This is a genomic window from Nonomuraea thailandensis (genome assembly GCF_024172165.1).
Taxonomy (GTDB): domain Bacteria; phylum Actinomycetota; class Actinomycetes; order Streptosporangiales; family Streptosporangiaceae; genus Nonomuraea; species Nonomuraea thailandensis.
In genome coordinates this window covers 11022130-11046449 of record NZ_JAMZEB010000002.1, presented here as the reverse complement: position 1 = coordinate 11046449, position 24320 = coordinate 11022130, and the positions used below count along the sequence as shown (strand labels likewise).

At 71.8% G+C, this 24320-nt stretch carries 25 protein-coding genes and 1 pseudogene; 7 read left to right on the top strand and 19 right to left on the bottom strand.

Annotation, left to right across the window (positions count from 1 at the left end):
• Position 1: 1 nt before the first annotated feature.
• Both HD597_RS55315 and HD597_RS55310 read right to left on the bottom strand, forming a co-directional pair.
• Entirely contained in the window at positions 2-826 is an 825-nt protein-coding gene (locus HD597_RS55315; protein WP_253756254.1) for a carbohydrate ABC transporter permease, read from the bottom strand.
• A complete protein-coding gene (locus HD597_RS55310; protein ID WP_253756252.1) occupies positions 826-1764 on the bottom strand; it encodes a carbohydrate ABC transporter permease in 939 nt (312 codons plus the stop codon). The genes HD597_RS55315 and HD597_RS55310 overlap by 1 nt, the downstream gene beginning before the upstream one ends.
• A gap of 255 nt (positions 1765-2019) precedes the next feature.
• On the opposite strand from HD597_RS55310, the gene HD597_RS55305 reads away from it, so the two are divergent.
• Together HD597_RS55305 and HD597_RS55300 are read left to right on the top strand one after the other, a co-directional pair.
• Positions 2020-3078, top strand: coding sequence for a LacI family DNA-binding transcriptional regulator (locus HD597_RS55305; RefSeq protein ID WP_253756249.1), 1059 nt, complete (start codon positions 2020-2022; stop codon positions 3076-3078).
• Positions 3079-3242: 164 nt separating this feature from the next.
• Positions 3243-6272 carry a hypothetical protein gene (locus tag HD597_RS55300; protein WP_253756247.1) on the top strand — a complete coding sequence of 1010 codons (3030 nt, stop codon included), beginning with the start codon at positions 3243-3245 and terminating at the stop codon, positions 6270-6272.
• Here the strand turns inward: HD597_RS55300 and HD597_RS55295 are convergent.
• Positions 6262-7176: a LysR family transcriptional regulator gene (locus HD597_RS55295; protein WP_253756245.1), complete on the bottom strand. Its 915-nt coding sequence runs from the start codon at positions 7174-7176 to the stop codon at positions 6262-6264. The genes HD597_RS55300 and HD597_RS55295 overlap by 11 nt on opposite strands.
• Before the next feature lie 78 nt (positions 7177-7254).
• Between HD597_RS55295 and HD597_RS55290 the strand changes: the two genes are divergently transcribed.
• Complete coding sequence (locus tag HD597_RS55290; RefSeq protein ID WP_253756243.1) at positions 7255-8064, top strand: isocitrate lyase/PEP mutase family protein; 810 nt, start codon at positions 7255-7257, stop codon at positions 8062-8064.
• Between the two features lies 1 nt (position 8065).
• Here HD597_RS55290 and HD597_RS55285 read toward each other — a convergent pair whose 3' ends face one another.
• The 8 genes from HD597_RS55285 to HD597_RS55250 all read right to left on the bottom strand — a co-directional run bounded on the left by HD597_RS55285 (position 8066) and on the right by HD597_RS55250 (position 15240).
• Positions 8066-9871 (bottom strand): glycoside hydrolase family 2 protein, encoded by a 1806-nt coding sequence (locus tag HD597_RS55285; RefSeq protein ID WP_253756241.1) that lies wholly within the window; start codon positions 9869-9871, stop codon positions 8066-8068.
• Between the two features lie 88 nt (positions 9872-9959).
• Positions 9960-10538 carry a hypothetical protein gene (locus HD597_RS55280; protein ID WP_253756239.1) on the bottom strand — a complete coding sequence of 193 codons (579 nt, stop codon included), beginning with the start codon at positions 10536-10538 and terminating at the stop codon, positions 9960-9962.
• A 96-nt stretch (positions 10539-10634) separates the two neighbouring features.
• On the bottom strand, positions 10635-10958 hold the full coding sequence (locus tag HD597_RS55275; RefSeq protein WP_253756237.1) for a YdeI/OmpD-associated family protein: 324 nt from the start codon (positions 10956-10958) through the stop codon (positions 10635-10637).
• On the bottom strand, positions 10955-11383 hold the full coding sequence (locus HD597_RS55270) for a VOC family protein (protein ID WP_253756235.1): 429 nt from the start codon (positions 11381-11383) through the stop codon (positions 10955-10957). The genes HD597_RS55275 and HD597_RS55270 overlap by 4 nt, the downstream gene beginning before the upstream one ends.
• A gap of 79 nt (positions 11384-11462) precedes the next feature.
• A complete protein-coding gene (locus HD597_RS55265; protein WP_253756233.1) occupies positions 11463-11633 on the bottom strand; it encodes a hypothetical protein in 171 nt (56 codons plus the stop codon).
• Between the two features lie 37 nt (positions 11634-11670).
• Positions 11671-12219 (bottom strand): hypothetical protein, encoded by a 549-nt coding sequence (locus HD597_RS55260; protein ID WP_253756231.1) that lies wholly within the window; start codon positions 12217-12219, stop codon positions 11671-11673.
• A 4-nt stretch (positions 12220-12223) separates the two neighbouring features.
• Positions 12224-14704 (bottom strand): polysaccharide lyase family 8 super-sandwich domain-containing protein, encoded by a 2481-nt coding sequence (locus HD597_RS55255; RefSeq protein WP_253759879.1) that lies wholly within the window; start codon positions 14702-14704, stop codon positions 12224-12226.
• 68 nt (positions 14705-14772) lie between these two features.
• On the bottom strand, positions 14773-15240 hold the full coding sequence (locus HD597_RS55250; protein WP_253756229.1) for a hypothetical protein: 468 nt from the start codon (positions 15238-15240) through the stop codon (positions 14773-14775).
• A gap of 169 nt (positions 15241-15409) precedes the next feature.
• Between HD597_RS55250 and HD597_RS55245 the strand changes: the two genes are divergently transcribed.
• Positions 15410-15886 carry a nitroreductase family deazaflavin-dependent oxidoreductase gene (locus HD597_RS55245; protein WP_253756227.1) on the top strand — a complete coding sequence of 159 codons (477 nt, stop codon included), beginning with the start codon at positions 15410-15412 and terminating at the stop codon, positions 15884-15886.
• A 44-nt stretch (positions 15887-15930) separates the two neighbouring features.
• On the opposite strand, the gene HD597_RS55240 is transcribed toward HD597_RS55245, so the two are convergent.
• From HD597_RS55240 to HD597_RS66325, 4 genes are all read right to left on the bottom strand, one after another.
• Positions 15931-16263 (bottom strand): DUF4326 domain-containing protein, encoded by a 333-nt coding sequence (locus tag HD597_RS55240; RefSeq protein WP_253756225.1) that lies wholly within the window; start codon positions 16261-16263, stop codon positions 15931-15933.
• Between the two features lie 10 nt (positions 16264-16273).
• Positions 16274-16711 carry a phospholipase gene (locus tag HD597_RS55235; RefSeq protein ID WP_253756223.1) on the bottom strand — a complete coding sequence of 146 codons (438 nt, stop codon included), beginning with the start codon at positions 16709-16711 and terminating at the stop codon, positions 16274-16276.
• A gap of 96 nt (positions 16712-16807) precedes the next feature.
• Positions 16808-17212, bottom strand: a complete 405-nt coding sequence (locus tag HD597_RS55230) for a hypothetical protein (protein WP_253756221.1) — start codon at positions 17210-17212, stop codon at positions 16808-16810.
• 133 nt (positions 17213-17345) lie between these two features.
• Positions 17346-18626, bottom strand: a complete 1281-nt coding sequence (locus HD597_RS66325) for a cytochrome P450 (protein WP_253756219.1) — start codon at positions 18624-18626, stop codon at positions 17346-17348.
• Between the two features lie 65 nt (positions 18627-18691).
• On the opposite strand from HD597_RS66325, the gene HD597_RS55220 reads away from it, so the two are divergent.
• Together HD597_RS55220 and HD597_RS55215 are read left to right on the top strand one after the other, a co-directional pair.
• On the top strand, positions 18692-19543 hold the full coding sequence (locus HD597_RS55220) for a hypothetical protein (RefSeq protein ID WP_253756217.1): 852 nt from the start codon (positions 18692-18694) through the stop codon (positions 19541-19543).
• Positions 19544-19626: 83 nt separating this feature from the next.
• The gene (locus HD597_RS55215) at positions 19627-20064 is read left to right on the top strand and encodes an anthrone oxygenase family protein (RefSeq protein WP_253756215.1); all 438 of its coding nucleotides are present in this window, start codon (positions 19627-19629) and stop codon (positions 20062-20064) included.
• Here HD597_RS55215 and HD597_RS55210 read toward each other — a convergent pair.
• From HD597_RS55210 to HD597_RS55195, 4 genes and pseudogenes are all read right to left on the bottom strand, one after another.
• On the bottom strand, positions 19994-20431 hold the full coding sequence (locus HD597_RS55210) for an iron-sulfur cluster assembly protein (protein ID WP_253756213.1): 438 nt from the start codon (positions 20429-20431) through the stop codon (positions 19994-19996). The two genes, HD597_RS55215 and HD597_RS55210, sit on opposite strands and share 71 nt — an antisense overlap.
• Positions 20428-21258: pseudogene (locus tag HD597_RS55205) on the bottom strand (amidohydrolase family protein); the annotation flags it as partial. The gene HD597_RS55210 and the pseudogene HD597_RS55205, both read right to left, overlap by 4 nt.
• Positions 21240-22274, bottom strand: a complete 1035-nt coding sequence (locus HD597_RS55200) for an NAD(P)-dependent alcohol dehydrogenase (protein ID WP_253756209.1) — start codon at positions 22272-22274, stop codon at positions 21240-21242. The pseudogene HD597_RS55205 and the gene HD597_RS55200, both read right to left, overlap by 19 nt.
• A 95-nt stretch (positions 22275-22369) precedes the next feature.
• Positions 22370-23713, bottom strand: coding sequence for an acetamidase/formamidase family protein (locus tag HD597_RS55195; protein ID WP_253756207.1), 1344 nt, complete (start codon positions 23711-23713; stop codon positions 22370-22372).
• A gap of 126 nt (positions 23714-23839) precedes the next feature.
• Here HD597_RS55195 and HD597_RS55190 point away from each other — a divergent pair, with 126 nt between their 5' ends.
• Entirely contained in the window at positions 23840-24310 is a 471-nt protein-coding gene (locus tag HD597_RS55190; RefSeq protein WP_253756205.1) for a PPOX class F420-dependent oxidoreductase, read from the top strand.
• Positions 24311-24320: the final 10 nt, after the last annotated feature.

Below are 24320 nucleotides of genomic sequence, written 5' to 3'. Positions count from 1 at the left end.
ATCAGCCTTTGAGGCCGCCGGCGAAGCCCTTGATGATGTGCTTCTGCAGCGCGAAGTAGACGACGAGGATGGGGATCACGCTGATCACGAGACCGGCGAAGATGAGGGGCCACTGCGAGACGTACTGGCTGACGAACCCGTAGATCGCCACCGGCGCCGTGGTGTTGTCGCTGCCGCCGAGATACAGCAGCGGGGTGAAGAACTCGTTCCAGATGCCGACGGCGTTGAGGATCACGACCGTGCCGGTGACGGGTCGCAGCAGCGGGAAGACCACGGAGACGAACGAGCGCAGCGGCCCGCAGCCGTCGAGCAGCGCGGCCTCCTCGTAGTCGAGCGGCAGCTCGCGCAGGAACATCGTGTAGAGGAAGACCGAGAACGGGATCTGCTGCCCGACGTTGATCAGGATGACCGACCAGAGCGAGCCGAGCAGGTCGAGGTCGCGCATGGTGGCGTAGAGCGGGAGCAGGGCGAGCTGGCCGGGCACGAGCAGGCCGCCGATGACGAAGTAGAACGTGTACCGCGACCAGCCCCGCGTCACCCGGGCGAGCGGGTAGGCCGCCATCGACGCGAAGCCGATGATCAGCACGACGCTGACGCCCGTGATGAGGAAGCTGTTGGCCAGCGCCGCGCCGAGGCTCGCCTGGTTCCAGGCCTGGACGTAGTTGTCCAGCGTGGGCGGGAAGGCGAAGGCCAGCGCCCCGCTCTGGCTGTCCTGCGGCTTGAGCGAGACGTTGAGCAGGCCGACCAGCGGCACGAGGAAGGCCACCGCGAGCAGGATCAGGCTCACCTCGCGCGCCAGCGTGCGCCAGGTGTATCGCGCGTGCATCAGATGCTCTTCCTCTGCGTCAGGCGGAACTGGACGGCCGCCAGGACCGCGATGACCACGGTCATGACGACGGCCAGCGCGATCGAGAACGGGAAGTCGCCGAGCGCGAACGCGCTCTTGTAGATGGCCGTCGAGATCGTCTCCGTCGCCGTGCCGGGCCCGCCGCCGGTCATGGCCATGACCTGGTCGAACTGCTTGAGCCCGCCGATGAGGCAGAGCATCACGTTGATCACGACCGCGCCGTTGAGCAGCGGCAGCACGACGCGGCGGAACTTGCTCCACGCGCCCGCCCCGTCGATGGTGGCCGCCTCCAGCACCTCGGCCGGGATCGCCTGCAACCCGGCCAGGTAGATCACCATGGAGTAGCCGGAGAACTGCCAGACGATCTCCAGGACGATGGCGTACAGGGCCGTGTCGGGGTCGCCGAGCCAGTCGTGGGCCAGCCCGCCGAGGCCGACGGCGCGCAGGGCGTCGTTCACCGCGCCGTTGGGCGACAGCAGGAAGCTCCACACGTAGCCGGCGACCAGCGGGGTGAGGACCACGGGCGCGAAGAAGATCACCCGCAGCACGTAGCGGCTCTTGACCATGCTGTTCACGCCGAGCGCGAGGAGCAGGCCCACGACGTTCTGCACGACCGTGGCGGCCGCCGCCAGGGTGAGCGTGTTGACCAGGGCGTCGAGCGCCGTGCGGTCGGAGAAGACGGAGGTGAAGTTGTCCAGGCCGACGAAGGACCAGTCGGGGCGCAGGCCGTTCCAGTCGGTGAAGGAGAACAGCGCGCCGTTGGCGCTGGGGACGACGACGATGAAGAGGTAGATCGAGATCGCGGGCACGACGAACCACCAGGGCGCGCGGACCCCGACCCGGCGGCGCTTGGCAGGGGCCTGCTCGGTGGGTTCGCGTACGCCGGGCGGTGTCGTCGTCGCATGAGTGGCAGCCACGTGTGACTCCTCTCGCGGGGGTGACCATGGATGCACGTGGTCTGCTGGGACGGAGGCGGGGATGATCTGGGCCTCGTCGTGGAGCGAGCCCACATTGTCGTGAATCGATTCACGACGTTTCGGGCAGATTACGGGCACGGTCTCGGCGATGTCAATGACGTCACCGAGCTTCAGGCCGTTTTCGTGAATCCATTCACGAGTCCGCTAGGCTGATGCCGACACCCCGGCCTCGAAGACATGTCAGTGAGGAGACCGATGGCCTCTGGATCGGCGCCGAAGCAGTCGAAGGCCGAGGTTTCCGCCCCCACGGTCGCCGACGTGGCGGCCCGCGCCGGGGTCTCGCGGGCGACGGTCTCCTACACCTTCACCCAGCCCGGCCGGGTCTCGCCCGACCTGCGGCGCCGCGTCGTCGAAGCCGCCGACGAGCTCGGCTACGTCGGCAACGAGGCGGCCCGCCGGCTGCGCGTGGGGCACAGCCTGGCCCTGGGGCTGCTGGTCTCCAACATCGGCAACCCCGTCTACGCCGAGCTCGCGGCGGGCGCCGAGGCGGAGGCCGCCAGGCACGGCCGCTTCATCCTCGTGGCCAACAGCGACGAGAGCCCGGAGCGCGAGCGGGCCTACCTCGGCTTCTTCGAGTCCCAGCAGGTGAGCGGCATCCTCGCGGCCCCGGTCGGCGACGTGCCCGAGGAGCTGCTCGGGCTGGGCCGCAGGGGCACGCCGTTCGTCCTGGTCGGCACCGCGACGGGCCCGCACAGCTATCCGGCGATCTCCGGTGACAACGAGCGCGGCGGCCATCTGGCGGCCTCGCACCTGCTCGCCCAGGGGCGGCGGCGGCTGATCTTCATCGGCGGCCCGCACCCCCACGTCGACCTGCGACTGGCGGGAGCCAAGCGGGCGGTCGACGAGTTCGGGGAGCCGGCCTCGCTGGAGATCATCCGGATCCAGGTGCAGACCGCGAAGGTCGGCGAGGCGGTCGCGCGGACGCTGCTGCGGCGCCCGGCCGGCGGCTTCCCCGACGGCATCGTGGCGGGCAACGACCTGCTCGCGCTGGGCCTGCTGCACGGGCTGATGATGGGCGGGGTCCGGGTGCCGGAGGATCTGTCGCTGGTCGGGTACGACGACATAGAGTTCGCCGACTTCGCCATCGTGCCGCTGACGACCATCCGCCATCCGTCGGCGGCCCTGGGCGCCAGCGCCGTGCGGATCCTGCTGGGCATCGAGTCCGAGCGTGACACGCTGGGGCGGTTCGAGCCCGAGCTCGTGGTCCGCGAGACCTCGTTCCCCGCCGTCGAGGGCGACCACCACGACGGATGACGGGAGCCGATCACCACGCCCGATGACGGGCTGTTGACACGGCCGCGACGCCGCTCGTAGGCTCCGCCGTACCGCATCGTCGTGAATCGATTCACGATCATGGTCGCCACATCAGCGCAGGTCAGGACCTCTCCCCCGCTAGGCACCCCCTGGAAGGCACCATCATGAGCTCTAAACGCATCGCCACGGTGGCCGTCACCGCGGCGCTCGCGCTGACGACCGCCACCCCCGCGGCGGCCTCTCCCCAGCCGGCCCCGCTGCCCGAGGTGGCCGCCCTCGACCCCACCGCGATCGACCTCGCCGGCTTCACCGGCCTGGAGCAGCAGATCGCGCCCTACCTGGGCAATCTGGCGCGCCTGGCCAACAGCGTCAACGACGACAGCGCCACGAACTACGGGTTCATCACCTGCAACTGCTGGCGCACCGGGCAGGGGCCGAACGACGCCCGGGTCATGGAGAACGTCCTCACGCTCGCCTACTTCTACACCGCCGACCGGCCGTGGAACCCGTACCGGCGGGACGCGGCCCTGCGCGGCCGCCTGGAGGCGGCGCTGCGGTTCATGCTCGGCACCCAGAACGCCGACGGCTCGTTCCCGCAAGGTTCGGGCGACCTGCACTCGCGGGCCGCCACGGGGTGCGCGCTCGAACTGTACGCGGTCATGCTGGAGCTCCTCGACGCCGACGGCACCCTCGATCCCGCCCTGGTGGCGGAGCTGACCGCGGCCATGAAGCGGGCGAGCACGTGGTTCCTGGAGGACGAGGAGGTGTGGGGGCCGCGCGGCGCGCAGTTCGCCAACCAGGTCGCCGGCGGGCTGGTCGGCATCTCCCGCCTGCTCGGCCGCTTCGGCGACGCCGACTTGCGCGCCCGGTTCGAGCAGCGCCTGGCCGAGCACGAGAAGGTCTCGCAGGGCGAGGCCGGGTTCTTCCGCGACGGCACCGTCGCCCACCGCTACAGCCTCGAAGTCGAGTCCGAGGACCTCGCCGGCTGGGCCGACCCCGCCACCCGGCCGGTGATCGACCGGATGCAGGCGCGCTACCTGGACTGGGCCCAGTACAACCTGCTCTACGACCAGGGGCTCGACGGCTACTTCATCAACACCGCCATCGACTCGCGGCACCGCGGCTGGAACTACGCCGACGAGCTGCCGATCGGCTCCAACAACCTCTGGGGCTCGGTGATCCCGCAGGCCCGCGCCTACTCGGCGACCCGGGAGGAGAGCGAGGAGCGCCGCGCCGCGTTCGCGCGGGCGGGCTGGCAGACCTCGGTCGCGCCGCTCATCGCCCCGACCTGGGCCTACCTCGATCCGTCGATCATCAGGGACGTGGCGCTGGGCGAGGAGTACCACCCGGCCGCCGCCGACCGCCTGGCCGCCATCAGGACGCTGCGCCCCTACGCCGGAGCCCCGTACACCGAGCACCGCGCGGACGCGGTGACCGGGCAGCGGTTCGTCTTCGCCAAGCGGCCCTCGTACGTCGTCGGCCTGGGCTTCGGCAAGCACGTGGACACCCAGTACGGCTTCTGGGACAACCAGCGGTTCGGGCTCAGCTACCTCTACGACCCGAAGCTCGGCGTGGTCGTCCAGGGGCAGAACGCGCCCCAGATCGGCGCGCCGCGCACCCGGCCGGTGGACGCGGAGCTCTCGTGGGGCACCGGGTGGACGGCGGCGGACGGCGTGCACTTCGACTCCTACGACCAGCCCGTCCCCGCGTTCTACCGCGACGGCGCTCCCGTGGATCCGGCGGCGGCGGGCGACCTCGACGACCTGGAGATCCGGTACGCGGCGGCGGGCGGCACCAAGTCGGTGACGCTGGACGACCGGCTGCGGGTGCGGGTCGAGGCCGGCGCCACGCCGTTCTTCGAGCGCATCCCGCTCGTGCTGGACAAGGGCGACACGCTGCGATGGATCGGCGGCGGTGCCGTCGCGGTGGGGTCCCGCTCAGAGGCGCAGAACGCCTCGGGCGTGGTGGTCGAGCGTGACGGCCGCAGCGTGGAGATCCGCTGGACCGGCACGGGGTCGGCGGTGTTGTGGCCGTCGTCGTTCCCGGTCGCGGGCGGCAGGCGCACGCTCCAGGTGCTCGACCTCAAGGCCACGGGCACGCTGGCCTACGACATCCGGGTCGTGGACGACGCGTGCGTCGGGTCGGACGAGCGGGCGCGCGTCTTCATCGGCGACCGCGACACCGGCGTCGCCAACCCCGGCGACGGCACCGGCTGCACGGTCGCCGACCGCCTGCGCGCCGACGAGCAGTGGGACAGCCACCACGCCTTCGTCACCCACGTCACCAGGACCACCGCGGCACTGGCCCGCGAGGACGTGCTGACCCGGCGCGACGCCGCACGCCTGGTCGCCGCCGCGGCCCGCTCCGACGTGGGCAGGAACCTCGTCACCGCCTCCCTGAGCGCGGCCGAGGCGGTGGCGGGCACGCGGCTCGACGTGCGGCTGTCGGGGCGGAGCATCCGCGAGGCGACCGTGTCGGGCCCCTGCCTGACCGGCGACGTCACCACCGTGCCCACCAGGGCACGGGCGGGCGGCGGAAGCGCGTTCGCGCAGGTCACCGTGCGGGAGACGACGCTGCCCGGCCCGTGCGCGCTCACCGTCCGCACGGTGCGCACCACCGGAACGACCGAGCTCGACCCCCTTCCGCTGACCATCGTGCCGGACGCCCAGGGCGTCGTCTTCCGCGACGGCTTCTCCTCGCCGTCGCAGGCGTGGACCGCCGTGGACGGCTCCTGGAGCGTCACCGGCGGCGTCTACCGCCAGCAGGACACGACCCGTACGGGCTGGCGGTCCTACGTCAACGGCCTGACGATCGCCGACGGCACCGTCGAGACCCGCATCGACTTCCGCACGACGGCGACCTCGACCGCGTTCGGCGGCGTCCAGGTGCGCACGGCCAAGCCCGGCGACGCGTACACGCAGTCGGGCTACCTGGTCTACCTGCGGCCCAACGGCTCCGTGGACGTCTACCGGGCAGGCACGGGCGTGCTCGCCACCGGCGCCGGGCCGGCGGTCACGGGCCCGACGACGTTGCGGGTCGAGCTGCGCGGGGCGCAGATCCGCGCCTTCGTCGGCGACGACCCCGCGCCTCGCGTCACGGTGACCGATCCGAGCCCGATCACCGGCCCCGGCTCCGTCCAGCTCATCACCGGCAGGGCGGCGGTCGACTTCGACGACGTCCGCGTCACCAGGTGAGCAGCCCGGGGGTGTGGTCCCGCAGCACGCTCAGGAAGGGCTCGGCGAGCGTGCCACGGTAGCCGCGCCGCCGCAGGACCGCGACCACCGGCAGGCCCGCGTCCAGGCTCTCGATCTCGATCGCCCGCAGGCTGCCGAGGCGCAGCTCCTCCCGGACGCTGCTGGTGGGCATGAGCGCGAGACCGAAGCCCGCCTCCACCAGCCGCCGCTGCGCGGTGAGGCTGTCGATGCGGGTGATCGAGGGCTCGGCGAGCCCGGACGCGGCCAGCAGGCGTTCGAGGAGGTGCCCGTAGGAGTCGGAGCGGCCCCGCTCGGGCGGGAAGCTCAGCCAGCGCTCACCCTGGAAGGCGCGCAGGTCGGGCAGGCGGCCGGCGGTGACCGGGTGGGAGGCGGGCAGCACGACCAGCAGCCGCTCCGCGCCGAGGGGGATCGACTCCAGGCGCGGGTCCGGGTCGGGGAAGTAGCGCAGGCCCATGGTGGCCTCGCCGCCGCGGACGAGGGCGCTCACCTCCCGGCTGGTGGCCGTGCGCAGCTCGACCCCGGCCTGGGGGAAGCGCGACTCGAACGTGCGCAGCGCGTCCACGATGTGCGAGTCGGCCAGGGTGCCGACGATGGCCAGGCTGAGCGTGCGGGCGGCCCCGCCGGCGGAGGCGTCGCGCACGGCCCGCTCCGCGTCGCGGACCGAGGCGAGCACGGCCTCCGCGTGCGGCAGCAGCGCCCGGCCCGCCTCGGTCAGCGCCACCTGACGCCCGGCCCGCTCGAACAGCGCCGCCCCCAGCGACCGTTCGAGCTCGTGCACGCGGCGGCTGATCGCGGGCTGGGACCGGTTCAGCCTCCTGGACGCCTCCGTGAACCCGCCCACCCGGGCGATGCAGAGAAAGGTCTCCAGCTCGTCGAGCGTCACGATCCATCAGTATTCCTGATGGAAAAGATCCCGACTATGCATTTGACCGATCGGTGGAGCGGTGGCGACAGTGGGCGCATGACGGATCAGACGGCCCGGGCAGCCCGTTTCCGCGCCCTGCACGAACGGCCGGAGCCCCTTCTGCTGCCCAACCCGTGGGACGCGGGCACGGCCAGGCTCCTGGCCGGCCTCGGCTTCGAGGCGCTGGCCACCACCAGCCTCGGCGTGGCCAACGCGCTCGGCCGCACCCGCGCCGGCCGGCAGGACATCCTCGACAACTGCCGGCAGATCGCCGAGGCCACCGGCCTGCCGGTCAACGCCGACCTGGAGAACGGCTTCGCGGACGACCCCGCCGAGGCCGCCAAGATGGTCGCCGACGCCTGCGCCCACGGCGCGGCCGGCGCCTCCATCGAGGACGCCACGGGCGACCCCCGCGCGCCGATCTACGAGTTCGAGCGAGCCGTCGAGCGGGTGCGGGCGGCCGTCGAGGTCGCGCGCGGGCTGCCCGTCCCGCTCGTGCTGACCGCCAGGGCGGAGAACCTGCTGCACGGCGTGGACGACCTCGATGACACGATCCGCCGCCTGCAGGCGTTCGAGGCGGCGGGCGCGGACGTCCTGTACGCGCCGGGCCTGCGCACGCTCGACCAGATGCGCGCCGTCGTCTCCTCCGTCGGCAAGCCCGTCAACGTCGTGATGGGCTTCGCCGACCCGGAGATCACGCTGGAGCAGCTCGCCGGGATCGGCGTGCGGCGGGTCAGCGTCGGCGGCGCCCTCTCCCGGCTGGCCCTGCGCGCGTTCCTGGACGGGGCCAGGGAGATGCGCGCCGGGCGGTTCGGGTTCGTCACCGGGATGGCCTCGATCGCCGAGCTGCACCAGGCCTTCCGGTGAGTCAGCGCTCGCAGGCGGCCTGCCGCGCCTGGACCGCGCGGACGCGCCCGACGTCGAGCTTGGTCGTGCGGTCGAAGCGGTAGATGCCGTTCTCCTCCTGGAAGACGTCGGTGAGCTGGGTGTAGCAGTAGCCGAACATGTCAGGGTCGTCCAGCAGCGCGCCGGTCAGCCCGGCGAAGCGGGCGTGGAACTCCTCCTCGTCGCGCACGCGCTGCCCGTAGCCCCAGGAGCCGACGCGGGCCGCGTCCTGCTCGGTGCCGGCCAGCTCGGGGTTCCACCAGATGCCGCCGTACTCGCTGACGAAGTACGGCTGGCCCCGGTACGGCACGGAGACGGGCCGCCCCGCGGCGGTGTTGACGTAGGGCAGGCCCTTGCCCAGGCCGCTGAGCTGCCCGGCGAACGCCGCCGGCTCCTGCTCGTAGAGGTGGCAGTCGTAGACGTCGGTCTCCGGCACGCGGTGGCTGTAGCCGGAGGCGTCGATGACCGGGCGGGTGGGGTCGGCGAGCTTCGTGGCCAGGAACATGGCGCGGGTGACGTCGTCGAGCTGGGTGACCTGGTCGCCGATCGCCTGTGACGTCTCGTTGAGCGGGCACCAGCCGATGATCGACGGGTGCGAGTGGTCGCGCTCCAGGACCTCCAGCCACTGCGTGACGAAGGACGCCGTGGGATGTTGCTCGCGCCCGTCGAAGGCGCCCCAGTCGCCGAACTCTCCCCACACCAGGTAGCCCAGCCGGTCGGCGTGGTGGAGGAAACGCTCCTCGAACACCTTCTGGTGCAGGCGCGCGCCGTTGAAGCCCGCGGCCACCGACAGCTCGATGTCGCGCAGGAGGGCGGCGTCGGAGGGGGCGGTCATCAGGCCGTCCGGGTAGTAGCCCTGGTCGAGCACGAGCCGCTGGAAGACGGGGCGGCCGTTGATGAGCACGCGCCTGCCGTCGATGGCGATGGAGCGCAGCCCGGCGTAGCTGTCCACGGCGTCCGTGACGGCGCCGCCGGCGTCGAGCAGCTCGATCCTGACGTCGTAGAGGAAGCCCTCGCCGGGCTCCCACAGGCGCACCCGGTCCTCGGGAGGCGGCAGGCGCAGGGAGGGCGCGAGGTCCAGGTCGGCGCGGGCGGTCGCGGTGGCGACGGGGCCGTCGCCGTCGGCGACCGTCACGCGGACCGAGGCGCCGGGTCGGTTGGCGGACAGCGGGGTGACGACGGTGAAGGCGGAGGTCGCAACGTCCGGGGTGATGCGCGGGCGGCGCAGGTGCACGGCGGGGACGGGCTCCAGCCACACCGTCTGCCAGATCCCGGTCGTGCGGGTGTAGAGGCACTCGTAGTTGCCGTACCGGGTGGACTGCTTGCCCCGGGCCTGGGGGCCCCGGCGGGGGTCGCGGACGCGTACGACGATCGTGGCGTCCTCGCCGGGGCCGGCCACGTCCGACAGGTCCGCCGTGAACGGCGAGAAGCCGCCGCGGTGGCGGGCCACCTCCGTGCCGTTCACCCACACCGTGGCGTCGTGGTCGACGGCGCCGAAGTGCAGCAGCGTGCGGCGGCCCGCCCAGGCGGGCGGGATCGTCACCGTGCGGCGGTACCAGACCGCCTCCATGAAGTCGGTGTGCCCGAGGCCCGACAGCTCGGACTCGGGCGCGAAGGGCACGGTGATGGTCCCGGCGAGCTCGCGTTCGCGCAGGCCGCGCTCCAGCCCGGAGTCGGCGGCGTCGATCTCGAACTGCCACGGCCCGTTGAGGTTCAGCCAGTCGGCGCGGGCCATCTGCGGGCGGGGATATTCCGGTCGGGGGAGGTCGGGGGCGGCGGAACTCGGCATCTGGCACCCTTCGCCTGGAACTGGGTCGATCTTTAGCTACCCGCCCGTCCTCCGGCCGCAGCCCCAGGGCCGTCATGATTTCGCCGTGTCACACGAACAGCAGGACGATGATCGCGATGCCGAGAGTGAAGTCGAGCACGAAGCAGAACTCCGCGAGCGACCGGGCCACGACCTTGTTCGCCCGCCAGACGATCACGTCCTGGACGGCGTGGCCGATGAGCGCGACCGCGACCAGCCACGTCCCGAGTACCGGGTCCAGGGCCAGCGCGACGAGCGCGGCGGCTCCGCAGACCAGCATCAGCGGGATCTGCACGGCGGCCAGCCGTGGCCTGCTCGGCAGGCCGCTGACCAGGCTGAGCACGATGACGGACACCGCACCGCCGACCAGCACGGGCCACAGCTCCGCGCCGATCACCTCCACCACCAGCACCCCCGCCACGCAGGCGCCGAACAGGATCCACACGACTCCGGGCCGGTCGACCACCGCGGTGCCCAGGTAGATGAGGGCCGCCAGGAAGACCACGAGGCCCTGGTTGCGGCCGTCCTGGTCGTCCATGACGGAGAACGCCGCCGCCGCCAGGCCGGCCAGGGTGGGCCAGCGGTGGGCGAGGAAGGTCAGCGCGCGGCCGGTTCTCGGGGCGGCCGATGGGGAGGAGATGTCTGCCATGCCCCGACTCTCGCGGGCCGGCCCGCCTGACGTCCCCGCCCGCCGATCGAGCGGTCCGAAATCCTGGGGATCCGGTCCGATCGCCACCTGAGGCGGCTAGCGGCGCTCGGCCGCGGCGAGGCCCGCCGGTCGCATGCGGCCCTGCTCCCGCAGGCGCTCCACCCTGGCGAGGTTCCGCGCGGACCAGTTGCTGCGGGGTCGGCGCGGGGTGTAGCGCTGGAGGTAGGTGGTGGCGTCGCGGGCGCGGGTCAGGCCGTCGATCCAGCCGTGGCACAGCGCCTCCTCCAGGGCCTGCTCGTAGGTGAGGCTCGTCGGCCGCGTGGTGCCCTTCTTGGCCAGCACCACCCACGCCTCGGTCTCCGTGTCGTGGTGCTCGGACAGCCAGCTCCGCCACGCGGCCGCGTCGGGGAAGATCGTCATGACGTGCCCTTCATGGCGGCGAGGATCTCGAGGTAGTGCGGGTTGTACATCAGGCCCAGGACGTTGCCCCAGGGGTCGATCACGGAGGCGGTGATGAAGCCGGTGCCGCGGTCGTGGGGCGAGTCGTGCGCGGTCGCGCCCATGGCCACGAGCCGGGCCTGCGCCTCGGGGACGTCGTCCACGTGCCAGTAGACGATGGCGCCCGCGGGCCTGCCGATCGTGGCGGGGTCGGGGGTCATGGCCAGCGGGCTGCCGGCGTACTTGCTGTGGATGACGCCGAACTCGTGCTGGTAGTCGCCGATGCGCCACTCCATGTACGCCGGGGTGTCCATGTACGGCGGGATGCCGAACAGCTCGGTGTACCAGCGCTTGGTCGCCTCGAAGTCGGGCGAGTAGAAGGCGGTGGTGGTGAGTCCTCGAAGCATCTGGGGCTCCTTCTCCCTGAGGTGTGCCACCATCATCGCCCCCGAAAGTGCTCACCGAATGAGCACTTTTATGAGCAGTTCAGCTCCGGCGGCGGCGGACTTCCCAGACGCCCGCCGCGACGCCCGCCACCATCGCCACGAACGCGATGATCGCGATCTCCACCGGATGCATGGTGCCCAGCGGTGCCAGCAGGCTGCCGATCACGATGAACGTGAGCAGGGCGGCAATGGCGCCCACGATGACGGGCATGTGCGACCTCCTGACCCCTGAGGGAACAGATTCCCGGTCAGGGCCAGAGGAACACCAGGGCGGTGAGGGCGATGGCCAGGGCCACGAAACCGGGGGTCCGCGGCCGGTCGGCGGCCTCCCTGCGGGAGGAGACGACCAGCGTGACGATCAGGGCCAGCGCGGCGAGCAGGTGCAGGCCGTACCAGACGGCGATCGGGAGCCCGCCCAGGACGGTGCCGGACAGCAGGTCGTCCACGGAGCCGTAGCCGCCCGCGAAGCTCACCACGAGCAGGCCCAGGCCCAGCCACGCGGGCGCGTACCGGAAATGTCCGAGCATGACCCACACGACGGCGCCCAGCAGGAGCAGGGTCGAGGAGGTGAGGTGCAGTTGCCTGATGAGCAGACCGCCGCGTACGTCGAAGCTGATCTCCAGGGTGGACACGTAGGCCGCGCTCATCGGGACGCCGCTCAGCGGCGCGTAGCCGCCGTCGTAGAGCACCTCGTGGCCACCGGGCGTGTAGTGGAAGGCCAGGAAGGCGCCGGTGGCCAGGACGACCACGAAGCAGTAGATGAGCATCTCACCTACGAGCTGGCGGGCTCGCTCCATGCGCTCAGTGCAGGGTGGCGGTGAAGGTGCGGCCGTAGGCGTGGTGGGTCGTGGCCTGGATCAGGGTTCCGCCCGGGACGCGGCGCACCGTCACCCCCTCGTCCGCCGTGTCGAGCCGGAGCCGGGCGCCGTGCACGACGACCGAGACGCGGTCGCGTTCCATCGTCGGATCGGACAGCGCGACCACCGTACGGCCGCCCGACGAGCGGACGATGACCGAGGCCGGGCCGTCGACGAGCAGGCCACCGGCCTGGCGCGGGCCCTGGCCGAACACGTTGCAGGCCACGATGCCGAGCGTCCTGTGCCGCACCGCCTGGACGTGGCGGTTGTTGGCCAGGACGGTCAGCGGGCCGTCCGCGTAGGCGCGCAGGGCGGGCTCGGTGGCGTTCGGCACCAGGGCGTAGGCGAAGGCGGGGACGTCGCCGGAGATCGTGGCGGTGAACACGTTCTTGGTGACGCCGGTGTCGGGGTTGGCGACGCGGACGACCCGGCGGCTGCGGGTGACCGTCTCCAGCCCCGCCGTCACCGGCTGCCGGGTGAGGAAGGCGTAGCCGACGGCGGTGCGGCGGGTGCCGTTGGCGTAGCGCAGCCAGCGTGGCGAGGCGCCCGGGGCGCCCGGGGCGCCCGGCTGCCAGGGCTGCCCGTCCCAGTGCTCGCCCGTGAGCGCGACCGCGTCGCCAGGGGCGGCGATGCGGCTGTCCACGGTGGTCACCACGTCCCGGCCGTCCTGGCCGGAGACGCCGGCGGCCAGGACCACGATCTCGTCGTCGAACATGAACCAGGACTTGGTGGCGCGCGCGTTGCGGTACGCGACGAAGTCGCCGGGCAGGAGGCCCTCCTGCTTCGCGGCGTACGCGGCGTCGTCGGACTGGACCATGCCCGCCACCCCGTACGCGCCGAGGGTCGCGCCGCCCGAGAAGGCGTTCCGCGCCCGCGGGAAGTACACGTAGGTGTTCTGGGACTCCGAGGAGGAGGTGAAGTTGAGCGGATGGCCCGGGTTCTCGTACCAGAAGCGGCCGTACAGCTCGGGCACCGTCCGCCGCTCCTCCACCGGCGCGGTCACCCCGGCCAGCCGGTACGGCGAGACGGCCGTGTAGTAGTCGACGCCGAACACCTCGCGCTGGTCCTCGCCCGCCAGGTACAGGTAGTACGCCCCGTCGCCCTGGAACCAGGGCATCAGGTTCTCGCCGTTCATGTACTCGTACTTGCTGATCCGCTCCGAGCTGCGCGCCAGCGCGAAGGCGTAGCCGGGGCGGCGGTGCACGGTGCGGTCCATGGCGTTGAAGGCGACGCTGCGCTCGGGCGGGTTCAGGTCGGCGGCCGGGATGCCGGAGTCGGCGCGGATGGCGGCGTACCGGGCGATGCTCACCGGGGAGACGAACGCGGCCGTGTCCGCGGCCGGCAGGAACCGCAGGTACCGCTTCAGCGGCAGCGCGTCATCGACGTGGTCGGCCAGGTCGGCGATGGCCTCCACGACCACGCCGATGTCGGTGTAGCCGCTGCTGGTGCGCGAGACCGCCCGCCCCTTGACGATCTCCATCATCCAGCCCTCGAAGATCAGCGGGGCGAAGCCGTCGGTGATCCACCGGTACACGACGCTCGGCAGGTCCTGCGGCCCGCTGGTCACGCCTTCGAGCATCTTCAGCGTCTGCACGACGCGGGTCAGCAGGCCGCGGCCGTACGAGCCGGTGTAGGCGACCGAATGGTGCTGGATGAAGGAGCCGTCGCGGTAGTAGCCGTCGGTGACGCCGTGCTGGAGCCGGTAGGGGTCGATCGTGGCGAAGACGGTGGCCTGGTCGGCGACGGCCTTGGTGACGCGGGCGTCGTCGGCGGTGAGCGCGCCCTGGAGGATGCGGTTGGCGGTGATGTCGGCCAGGTTGGCCCCGGTGTGGAAGCGGGAGTCGAGGTCGACGTCGCCGTCCTTGCCGTTGCGGAGGTAGGCGTCCATCGAGGCGAGGTAGGTCGCCGTCAGGTCACCGCGTAAGGCCTCCGGCAGCAGGAGCAGGGTCCTGCTCACGTGGGCGGGGATGGCGATCTCCCAGTTGTGCCAGTTGCCGTAGTAACCGGCCGACTGGTCGCCGAAGTGGCGCTCGTGCAGCCAGCGCAGGCCGCCGGCGACGCGCTGCTGCGCGGCGGCGTCGTCGGCCAGCGCGCTGCCGGGCGCGCGCGTGGCGAGCGCGATCTCGTAGAGGTACTGGTAGGCGAGCCGGAGGTTGACGTCGTCGGCGCCGAGCGTCAGGCCGGCGAAGAGCTGCCCCTCGCCCGCCTGGTCCATGGCCGCCAGCCGCTGCCGGGCGGTGGCGAGGATGGCGGCGAGCTTGCCTGCCACCTCGGGGCGGGCGTTGACGTCCGGCGTGCCGGCGAAGATGGCGAGGGTGTTGGCGAGCAGCCTCGCGTGGTCGACCGCCGCGGCGTGCGACGGGGAGGCGGCGACGGCGAGCAGGCCGGCGGCGGGGAACAGGGAGAGAACCTGGCGGCGGGACATGTGCGGCACGGCGGGCTCCAGGCCGGAGGAGGATTACGCTGGGGCTCACCGTACATGATCTTCTGCGTTCACTTCGAGAGGTAGAGGGTCTTCCACGTGCCCGCGTACAGGCAGTTGAGCGACGGCTTGGCGGCCTTGCGCTCGGAGCACACCTTGAGCTCGACCTGGTAGACGTGCCGGTACTTGAAGGAGAACTGCTTCGGGGTCCTGTAGGAGCAGTCGCGGGCCCAGTGCTCCCGGTTCGGCAGCTCGTTCCCGGACCGGTACGTGATGCGGAAGACGGCCCAGCCGCACGCCGCGCCGCGGGTGTTGTCCTGCACCTTGCCGGAGACGCGCACGACGTCGGCGGTCGGGAGGTCGGCGTGGTCCTCGCCGGTGGCGGTCAGGGTGCCCGTGGCCTTGGCGGCCTGGCCGGGCGCGTAGTACGGGCCCCACGGGCCGCTCGCCGCGTTCGCGGCCTGGGCGGTGAGCGCGGTGAGGGTGAGGGTGGCGGTGGCCACCAGGGTCAGGCCGGCAAGGGTACGGGTGATCGCCATGGGGGGGACCGTCCTTCTCAGGTGGGATGGCCCCACTGTGCGCTCCCCCGATTTCAGGTGGCTTGCCGGATGACTTCGTCCACTTTCAACTTGATTGCCTGGCAGCCGTCAGCGTCAACATAGGCTGGGAACGTCCAGGGATTGGCCCAGGCGGCGAGAGGCGCGGCACATGGCCGACACGACACCCGACCACCCCGACGAGACCTCCCGGCCGCCGCGGCGGTTCCGGACCAGCCGTGGCCGCCGCGTGGGCGACGCGATCATCAGCGTGTTCATCCGGGCGGGCCTGGTGCCCGGCTCCTACCTGCTGACCACCCGGGGCCGCAAGACCGGGCGCCCGCGCACCAATCCGGTGACCGTCGTCGAGCACGCCGGCAAGCGGTGGCTGGTGGCGCCCTACGGGGTCGTCTCATGGGTGCACAACGTCCGCGCGGACGGGAGGGTGACCCTGAGCCGGCGGTTCGGCAGGCGCTCCTACACCGTGCGGGAGGCCACGGCCCAGGAGGCCGGGCCCGTGCTCAAGCTCTACGTCGCCGTCGCGACCCCCACGCGCCCCTACTTCCGGGCCACGAAGGACTCACCGGTGGAGGCCTTCGTCGCCGAGGCGGGACACCACCCGGTGTTCGAGCTCGTCCCCACGAGCTGAAGCCCGACGGCTCCTCGCCGGACGAGGCCCTACGGCTTGAGGCCCTACGGCTCCTGACCGGCCACGACGGCCAGCAGCACGTCGGCATGGCAGTCCTGGTCGGGCCTGCACCAGCAGGCGAGGTCCTCGCCCGCCAGCTCCTCGCGGGCCCGCTCGACGAGCTCCGGGTGTTCGCGCAGGTGCACGCGGTAAAGCTCGATCACCTCGGCCCGCTCGTGGACCCGCCCGCCGCACGTCCGGCAGCCCTTCCCGCCGACGCTGTGCGGGCTGTTGTACGGGCTCGCCTTCAGCCCGGGCGCCGCCCTGCCCACGTACGTCGCCCCCTCGGGCACGTGCCCGTGATACCTGTCGCCCTCGACCTTGACCCGGTGTGCCACCGTGGCCTCCTCAGTGGACCGCTCCCAGTCGCCGCACCGCCTGATAGTACGAGCGGGCGAGCCGGTCGCAGGCGGTTCTGCGGATCTCGGCGTACGTGGCGCACACCTGGTTCATGTCGAACAGGAAGGCCTGGTCGACGCGTTCCCTGTGGGCGGGGAACAGGCTCATCGCCTTGTAGTTGCGGTAGCCGAAGTCGTGCCGCGTGCAGGGCAGGCTGAAGTCGAAGCCGAGCGGCTTGTCGGGGCTGCCGGAGCAGACGTCGGTGGACCAGTCGAAGGCGTAGGGGGCCCAGGAGGACCGGTCCTGCCAGGCGGCGCGCCAGGCGGCGGCGCTGCCGTCGGTGGGCTGGGTGAGCGCCGAGAGTGCGGTGAGTTTCTGCTGCAGCGTCACGGCCGGGGCCGGGAACGCGGCGATCAGGGCGAGGGCGGCGAGCGGTGATCCAACCATGAGAGCCTGCTTCGTCGTGCCAGGAAGCTGTCATGGGTAGCTTCGCCTGACCGCCCCGGCGTCCGGGCGGGATGCCGGGCAATGCCGGTTCAAGATTTAGTAGATGCGGTACTTCTTGCCGCAGTTGTCGAACTTGCCGGCCCAGCAGGTGAACGTGTAGACCTTCTTGATCCCCTTGCCGCTCCAGGCGCCGGCGACCTTGCCGTCCCAGGCCTTGTTGAACTTGTGCCAGGAGCCGTTCTGGTAGTACTCGAACCACACCCAGGCCTTCTTGCCGCCGGCCTTGTCCACGCCGTACCACTTCGTGAACACCTTGCCGCCCGAGTTCCAGGTCTTGCCGTAGGTGTAGGCCTTGTGGTCGCTGGAGAAGAACTTGCCCCACTTGACGACGGTGACGGTGCTCGCGGTCGTCGTGGCGGCCTGGGCGGCGGCCGGGCTGAGGGCCAGGCCGGTGACGGCGATCGAACCGGCCAGGGCGGCGATCGTGAGGGTCTTACGCATGATCGGGTCCTCTTCCTGATGGTGTTCGGTGCTGCCGGGCTCGTCCCGACAGCAGGAACACTACGGAGAGCGCCAGGGATCATCTGTGGAGGAATCCACACACCAGCCGTGATCAGCACCACACAGGTTCAGGTCATCCGGGAGGCCGCCTCACGCGTACGCGCATCCTGATGTCGTCCTCGGCCCACAGCACGAAACGCTCCACCGGCGTCACGGGATGCTCCTCGACCGGCTCGAAGCGGAACCGCCTGAGCAGCACCGCCAGCACCAGCTCCGCCTCCACCATGGCCAGGCTCGCGCCCTCGCAGCTACGCGGCCCCAGGCCGAAGGGGATGTAGGCGTACCGGGCACGGCCCGCCGACGCCTCCGGGGTGAACCGGTCGGGGACGAACGCGTGCGGGTCCGGCCAGTGGTCGGCGTTCAGGTGGACGGCCCAGAAGGGGTAGAAGATCGTGGTGCCCGCCGGGATGTGGTGGCCGCCGAGGGTGAGGTCCTCGGTGGTCTCGCGGGCGCCGTACGGGCCCGGCGGGAAGAGCCGCATCGACTCCTTGAGCGCCATCTCCAGGTACGGCAGGCGCTTGAGGTCGGCGTACGACGGGGCGGGCCGGTCGCCCAGGACGTCGTCCAGCTCGACGGCCACCCGCGCCGCGGCCTCCGGGTGACGGGCCAGGAGGTGCAGGGTCCACGAGACGGCCACGCCGGTGGTGTGGTGGGCGGCCAGCATGATCATGAGGACGGTGTCGCGGATGCGGGCCGCCGTCATGCCGGCCTTGACCAGGGCGGCCACCAGGTCGCTGCCGCCCGCGGCCAGCACGCCGTCCACGACCTCGCGCAGGTACGCCAGCGCCCGCTCGGCCTTCGGCAGGTCGTCGTCGCCTTCGTGGAGACGGCCCAGGTAGACGGTCAGCACGGTCTCGAACGCGCTCACCACGCGGGCGGGGTCGTCGATGTCGCCGCCGAGGGCATACTGGCAGATCATGCGCAGGGAGAGCGCGCTCAGCTCCTGCTGCAGCGCCACCTCCCCCATCCCCGCCCAGCGGTCGGCGAGCTCCGTGGCCAGGGCGGTGAAGGCCGGGAAGCAGGTCTCGTGGGAGGGGCGGCCGGCCAGCACCGACAGCAGGGCGCGGCGGAACGGGACGTGCTCGTCGGCGGGCAGGGTCTGGAGGTTGCCCGCCTCGCACAGCGGGGCCAGGAACTCGAAGAGCTTGTCAGGGCGGGCGTTGACCGCGGCCGTGGCCTCCAGGAGCACGGGGTCGGCCACCGAGACGGCCGACGGGGCGCCGGGGAGCTGGAAACGCACGAGCGGGCCGTACCGGTCGTGCAGGTCGAGCTGGTAGGCGTGCAGGCCGCCCGCCGCGGCGATGGCGCTCAGCCCGCTGTCCGGCTGGGTGGGAGGTCCGGGGATATCGCGCACGCCGCCACGGTCTCCCGATCCCGTTCGCTTGGCAAGCCTTCCGGCGGGTCTGTCAAGATCACCACATGGTGCGATCAGGGGTGACGCTGCTGGCCGTGCTGCTGCTCCTCAGCGGGACGCCGCAGCCGGCGGGCACGTCCCGGACGTTCGAGGACGACGCCGCGCAGGCCGTCCGTACCTGGCGGACGAGCGGCGCGGCACAGCGGTGGGACGACGGGCTCCTGCCGCTGGGCGAGCTCAGCGCGATGCCGCCGAAGGTGCTCAGGAGGATCGAGCGCGACGAGGAGTTCGGGTGGAAGGTGGCCGGGCCGCTGCCCGCCACGCCCGCCGATGCGCAGGTGCGCTGGGACGACGGGACCACCAGGCGGGTGCCGGTGATCGGGGCGCGCCAGGCGATGCTGGAGCATTCGCCGTGGGAGGGCGGGGACTCCGGCCACGCCGACGACGAGAGCCACCACCTGACCGGGGCCACCTTCACCACGATGCGGCTGAGGACGCTGCGCGGCATGGCCACCGTGCCCGCCTGGCGGCTGCGCTTCTCCGACCTGCCCGGCACGATCGATCAGGTCGCGGTCGACTGGGACGCGCTCGGGCGGCTGGGAGATCTGGTCGGCGAGCACGTCGGGGGCGGCGGGGTCTCGGGCTTCGAGGCGCTCGACGAGCGCACGCTGCTGGTGCGCTACGGCTACGGTGCCTGCGGCCACGAGCCGCTCGACGTCCGGGTGCGGGTCAGCGAGCACTCCGACGTGGTGGTGCTCGGGACCGACGTCCCCGACCAGGGCGGCGGCATGTGCGCCGGGGTCGGGATGTCCGGCGAGGGCGTCGTCGGGCTGGAGCAGCCGCTGGGGAACCGGGTGGTGCTCAGCGCGGGGAGCGGGCTTCCCGTTCTCTGCGGCCGGATGCCGGTGGCGTGCTAGCGGCCCTCGCCGTGGACGCTCGCGTATGGAGATGAGATCGTCCACCATGGACCGTCTCGCCGGCCGGGCGTCACCATATGACCATGCTTGTACTCGCTCTGATCACCCTCGTGCTGCACGGCGCCCTCACGGGCCTCTTCTACGCCTTCTCCATGTCCGTCATGCCGGGCCTGAACGCCATCGACCCCGCCCAGGCCGAGTCGGCGATGCGGAGCGTCAACCAGAAGATCCAGAACGTCTGGCTCTTCCTCGTCTTCATCGGCTCGCCGCTGGCCGCCCTGGTGTCCGGGTTCCTCGCGGACGGCATGGCCGCCACCTGGTTCTTCGCCGCCGCGGGAGTGAACTTCGTCGGCTCGTTCCTGGTCACCGTGGCGATCAACGTGCCGATGAACAACGCGCTGGACGCCGGCACCATGGCGTTCAAGGACTACTCGCCACGGTGGACCGCCTTCAACACGCTGCGCACCGTGGCGTGCGCGGCCGGCCTCGTCCTGGTCGGGCTCGGGCTGACCGCGCTGTGATCAGGGCCCGTAGCGGGTGCGCAGCAGGCCCCGGCAGAGCCAGCCCGAGCTCCCCGGCCGCCTCGCCGGGGAAGGTCCCCACGAACCCCCCGCTCTGCGCCACCCCCGCGTTGATCTCGTCGGCCGCGAAGTGGTCGACCAGCCGCACCTGCGCCGACCGCACGCCGGGCGCCGCCCGTACGGCGTCGAGCGCGTCCGCCACCATCAGGTACGCGAAGTTGGGCGCGCAGAAGTACGTCGGCAGCCGCAGCCGCACCGACGCGTGACCGTCGCGCAGCTCGGCCGAGCTGACGAAGCCCAGGTCGGTGATCGGCTCGTCCAGCTCCGGATCCCGCACGGTGGCCAGCGCGGCCCACAACGCGTTCACGCCGGCACGGGGATGTCGTAGAGGCGCGCCAGGTTCAGGCCCAGGATCTTCCGCTTCACCTCGGGCGTCAGCTCGCCGTACTCGGCGCGCAGGTCCTCCGGGATCTGGAAGTCCACGAACTTCTCGATCAGCCACTTGGGTGTCCAGATGGCGTAGTCGCCGGCGAAGGTGATGCGGTCCTCGCCGACCCAGTACAGCAGCTCGCCGAGCACCTGCGCGAAGTAGCGGGGCCGGCTGTGGATGAACGGCATCGCCACCGCCAGCCCGGCGTACACGTTGGGCTCCTGCGTGGCGATCCAGCAGAAGTCCTCCAGCCTGGGCAGCCCGCAGTGCTCGACGATGAAGCGCAGCTCGGGGAAGGCGGTCGCGGCCTCGTCCACGTCGGCCACGTCGAACGCGTCCCTGTTGAGCGGCCAGATGGTCGGCCCCTTGTGCACGTGGATGTTGCGGATGCCGAGCTCCTGGCACTTGTCGAGATACCGGTACGCCCACGGGTCGCTGAGCTTCCAGCCCTTCGAGGCGCCCTTCCACTCGGCGGTGTGGAGCTTGACGCCGCGCAGGCTCCACCGCTCCGCCTTGGCCTCCAGGGCGTCGAGCCCGGCCTCGCCGTCGCGCGGGTCCCACGACCCGTTGACGATGAACTTGTCCGGGTACTTCTCGGCGAACGCCCCGTCCTGCTCGGTGGTGTTGAAGCCGTTGACGAAGAAGCCGGTGCCGTAGCGGTTGGCCTGGTTCGACGGGCGGCCGTCCCAGAAGTGCACGTGCCCGTCCACGACGAAGTACCTGTCGCCGTCCTTGTCGTACATGGTCAGCTCCTCGACGGCACCAGGATCCCGCGGCCCTGCAGGCGCCCGCCGTCCAGGTCGTCCATGGCCTCGCCGACGGCGTCCATGGGGTACGTCCTGGTGTGCAGGCGCACCCTGCCCCTGGCGGCCAGGGCCATCAGCTCGTCGAGGTCGTTGTAGGAGCCGACGAGGTTCCCGATGACGTTGATCTCGGTGGAGATGATGTCGATGGTGGGCAGCTCGACGCGGCCGCCGTACCCGATCACGAAGTACGAGCCGGCGCGGCGCAGCATCGCCACGCCCTCCCGCTCGGCGCCGCCCTCGCCCACGAAGTCCAGCACCACGTGCGCGCCCCGCCCGCCGGTCAGCTCGACGACCGACTCCACCTGCCTGCCGTCGGCGGGCACGGTGTGCGTGGCGCCGAGCTGCTCGGCGAGCTTCAGCGCCGCCGTGGACCGGTCGACGACGATGATCTCGGCGGGGGTCATGGCGGCCAGGCACTGCACGCCGATGTGGCCGAGCCCGCCGGCGCCGATGACAGCGACGCTCGTGCCCGGGTGGAGCAGCGGCTGCGCCTTGCGTACCGCGTGGTAGGCGGTCAGCCCGGCGTCGGCCAGCGCCGCGACCTCGGCGGGGTGCAGCGACTGGCTCAGCCTGACGACCGAGCGGGCGGAGGTGAGCAGCAGCTCTGCCATGCCGCCGTCGGAGTCGATGCCGGGGAAGCGCGCGTTCGCGCAGTGCACGTCGTCACCGCCGCGGCAGGCCCGGCACAGCCCGCACGTGACCAGCGGGTGCAGGATGACCGCGTCACCCGGCCGCACGTTCGTCACGGCGGAGCCGACCTCCCGCACCCAGCCGGCGTTCTCGTGCCCGATGGTGTACGGCAGGCGGACCCCGCTCTTGCGCGCCCACTGCCCCTCGACGATGTGCAGGTCCGTACGGCACAGCCCCGCGCCGCCGATCTCGACCAGCACGTCCAGCGGGGCAGTGACCCTCGGCTCGGGGACGTCCTCCACCACGGGTCGCTTGGTGTACTCGTGCAGGCGTACGGCTTTCATCGTCGACCGCTCCCTGATGAGACGTCAGCCCGATCGTCGGCGTGCTGGTCGGGAGCGGTCAACGCCCGAAATTTCAGAACACGGGAATTCCGGTGCTACTCCCGGAAGTGCTCCTTGAGGATGACGCCGTGCACGCCCGTGGTCCTGTCGACCACCTGCGACACCTCGAAGTTCGTCGCCGCCGACAGGTAGGCGTAGGCGACGGCCCGCTCCATGCCCTGGTCCCGCTCCAGGAAGTCGAGGGCGTTGACGACCGCGCGGCGCATGGCCACGTCGAGGTCGTTGACCTGGCCGTCGCCCGACCCGTCGGGGTCGGACAGGCCGATGGGCAGCCAGGCGTCCTTCGTCTCCGCGAACGGGTAGTGGAAGGCCACCGAGGGCGCCTCGCCGGAGCCCGGCTTGCAGACGGTGAGGCGGAAGGTGGCTCGCAACGAGCCCTCCATCGCGGTCAGCGCCACCTCGCCGCCGCCCATCGCGTGGTGCGGGTCACCGGTGTAGAACAGCGCGCCGTCCGCGAACACCGGCAGGTAGAAGGTGGCGCCCGCGCCGAGGTGGTGGATGTCGATGTTGCCGCCGCCGAGGGTGGGCGGGATCGAGTTGAGCAGGGGGTCGGTCATCCGGTCGGCGGCGGCGAACGCGACGCCCATGACGCCCATGAACGGGTTCAGCGGGAACGTCACCTCCTTCGACCGCCCGCCCTTCAGCACGCCGCGTCCCCGCCGGACCGGGGTGAACACGGACACGTTGCCGTACTTCGTCGGATCGCCGGTGGGCCGCCCGTCGGTGGCCACAGGTGGCATCACCTCCTCCAGGGTGATGCCGTCGGGCGCGCCACCGCCCGCCTGCCTGGCCAGCGCGCCCTTGCCGTGGCGGCTGGAGACGACCCCGTACGGCACGCGCGGCAGCAGCGAGAGCATCTCGACCTTGAGCACGTCGCCGGGCCGCGCGCCCGCCACGTGGATCGGGCCCGTCACCACGTGGGGGCCGTCGACGTCGAAGCTCCGCGGGGTGCGGGAGTAGTCGCGGGCGATCGCGACGGCGTCCTGGAGCACGTCGGCCCGGCGCACGCCGTGCCCGGCGAAGTAGGCGACGGGGTCGCGGCCCTGGTCCTCCAGGATGCCCTCGTGCGAGACCGAGTCGACGGTGACCGTCTCGCCCGACCTCATCCTCAGCACGGGCTCGCTGCTCAGGGACGGGACGTATCCCCACCTGACCTGCTCGGGCGTGGACGGGAGGTAGTGCCTGCCGTGGATCGGGCCCTTGCGGGGATGGAGGATCTCGCGGGGCATGGTGACCGAGGCCGCGGCCGGTGGCGCGCTCGCCAGTAAGGTGGCGCCCGCTCCCCCGCCCAGGGCCGCCGCCACCCGCAGGAAGCTCCGTCGTCCGAATCTCGTGATCAGGGCGTCTCGCACGTCGCCCGGGCTCGTCGGCACCTTCATGATTGCTCCTCACACTCGTGACGCCGATCATCGGGCACGGCTGTTGCGTCCTTGTTACGCGCCGCCGCCGGTCTGCGAGGATCGGAATCCGAATACCTGCACGGCCTGACCGAAAGGCATATCGAGATGGCTCCGAACATCGCGACCGCGCGCCGCGTCGACCTGCCCGAACTGCTCGGCTTCCTGCGCCCGCGGCACCACGGCCTGCTGTCCACCACCCGTGCCGACGGGCGTCCGCAGCTCTCGCCCGTCTCCTGCGGCGTCGACGAGAGCGGCAGGATCGTGGTCTCCACCTATCCCGACCGGGCCAAGGCGGTCAACGCCCGCCGTGACGACCGCGTGTCGATCTGCGTGCTGTCCGACGACTGGAACGGGCCGTACGTGCAGGTCGACGGCAGAGGCGAGGTGCTGGACATGCCGGAGGCGCTGGAGCCGCTCGTCGAGTACTACCGGTGCATCGCGGGCGAGCACCCCGACTGGGACGAGTACCGCGAGGCCATGCGGCGCCAGGACAAGTCGCTGATCCGCATCCACATCGACCGCTGGGGCCCCATCGCGACCGGCGGCTTCCCCGCCCGCCTGGCCTCCGGTCGATGACGCGGACCGG

Excerpts from the sequence above, each read along its gene's own strand:
- HD597_RS55265 (WP_253756233.1), bottom strand. The coding sequence starts at position 11,633 with ATGCCCGTCATCGTGGGCGCCATTGCCGCCCTGCTCACGTTCATCGTG.
- HD597_RS55285 (WP_253756241.1), bottom strand. The coding sequence starts at position 9,871 with ATGCCGAGTTCCGCCGCCCCCGACCTCCCCCGACCGGAATATCCCCGC.
- HD597_RS55270 (WP_253756235.1), bottom strand. The coding sequence starts at position 11,383 with ATGCTTCGAGGACTCACCACCACCGCCTTCTACTCGCCCGACTTCGAG.
- HD597_RS55200 (WP_253756209.1), bottom strand. The coding sequence starts at position 22,274 with ATGAAAGCCGTACGCCTGCACGAGTACACCAAGCGACCCGTGGTGGAG.
- HD597_RS55280 (WP_253756239.1), bottom strand. The coding sequence starts at position 10,538 with ATGGCAGACATCTCCTCCCCATCGGCCGCCCCGAGAACCGGCCGCGCG.
- HD597_RS55305 (WP_253756249.1), top strand. The coding sequence starts at position 2,020 with ATGGCCTCTGGATCGGCGCCGAAGCAGTCGAAGGCCGAGGTTTCCGCC.
- HD597_RS55235 (WP_253756223.1), bottom strand. The coding sequence starts at position 16,711 with ATGGTTGGATCACCGCTCGCCGCCCTCGCCCTGATCGCCGCGTTCCCG.
- HD597_RS55250 (WP_253756229.1), bottom strand. The coding sequence starts at position 15,240 with ATGGCGATCACCCGTACCCTTGCCGGCCTGACCCTGGTGGCCACCGCC.
- HD597_RS55290 (WP_253756243.1), top strand. The coding sequence starts at position 7,255 with ATGACGGATCAGACGGCCCGGGCAGCCCGTTTCCGCGCCCTGCACGAA.
- HD597_RS55220 (WP_253756217.1), top strand. The coding sequence starts at position 18,692 with ATGGTGCGATCAGGGGTGACGCTGCTGGCCGTGCTGCTGCTCCTCAGC.
- HD597_RS55230 (WP_253756221.1), bottom strand. The coding sequence starts at position 17,212 with ATGCGTAAGACCCTCACGATCGCCGCCCTGGCCGGTTCGATCGCCGTC.
- HD597_RS55215 (WP_253756215.1), top strand. The coding sequence starts at position 19,627 with ATGCTTGTACTCGCTCTGATCACCCTCGTGCTGCACGGCGCCCTCACG.
- HD597_RS55255 (WP_253759879.1), bottom strand. The coding sequence starts at position 14,704 with ATGTCCCGCCGCCAGGTTCTCTCCCTGTTCCCCGCCGCCGGCCTGCTC.
- HD597_RS55195 (WP_253756207.1), bottom strand. The coding sequence starts at position 23,713 with ATGAAGGTGCCGACGAGCCCGGGCGACGTGCGAGACGCCCTGATCACG.
- HD597_RS55260 (WP_253756231.1), bottom strand. The coding sequence starts at position 12,219 with ATGGAGCGAGCCCGCCAGCTCGTAGGTGAGATGCTCATCTACTGCTTC.
- HD597_RS55315 (WP_253756254.1), bottom strand. The coding sequence starts at position 826 with ATGCACGCGCGATACACCTGGCGCACGCTGGCGCGCGAGGTGAGCCTG.
- HD597_RS55275 (WP_253756237.1), bottom strand. The coding sequence starts at position 10,958 with ATGACGATCTTCCCCGACGCGGCCGCGTGGCGGAGCTGGCTGTCCGAG.
- HD597_RS55245 (WP_253756227.1), top strand. The coding sequence starts at position 15,410 with ATGGCCGACACGACACCCGACCACCCCGACGAGACCTCCCGGCCGCCG.
- HD597_RS55300 (WP_253756247.1), top strand. The coding sequence starts at position 3,243 with ATGAGCTCTAAACGCATCGCCACGGTGGCCGTCACCGCGGCGCTCGCG.
- HD597_RS55190 (WP_253756205.1), top strand. The coding sequence starts at position 23,840 with ATGGCTCCGAACATCGCGACCGCGCGCCGCGTCGACCTGCCCGAACTG.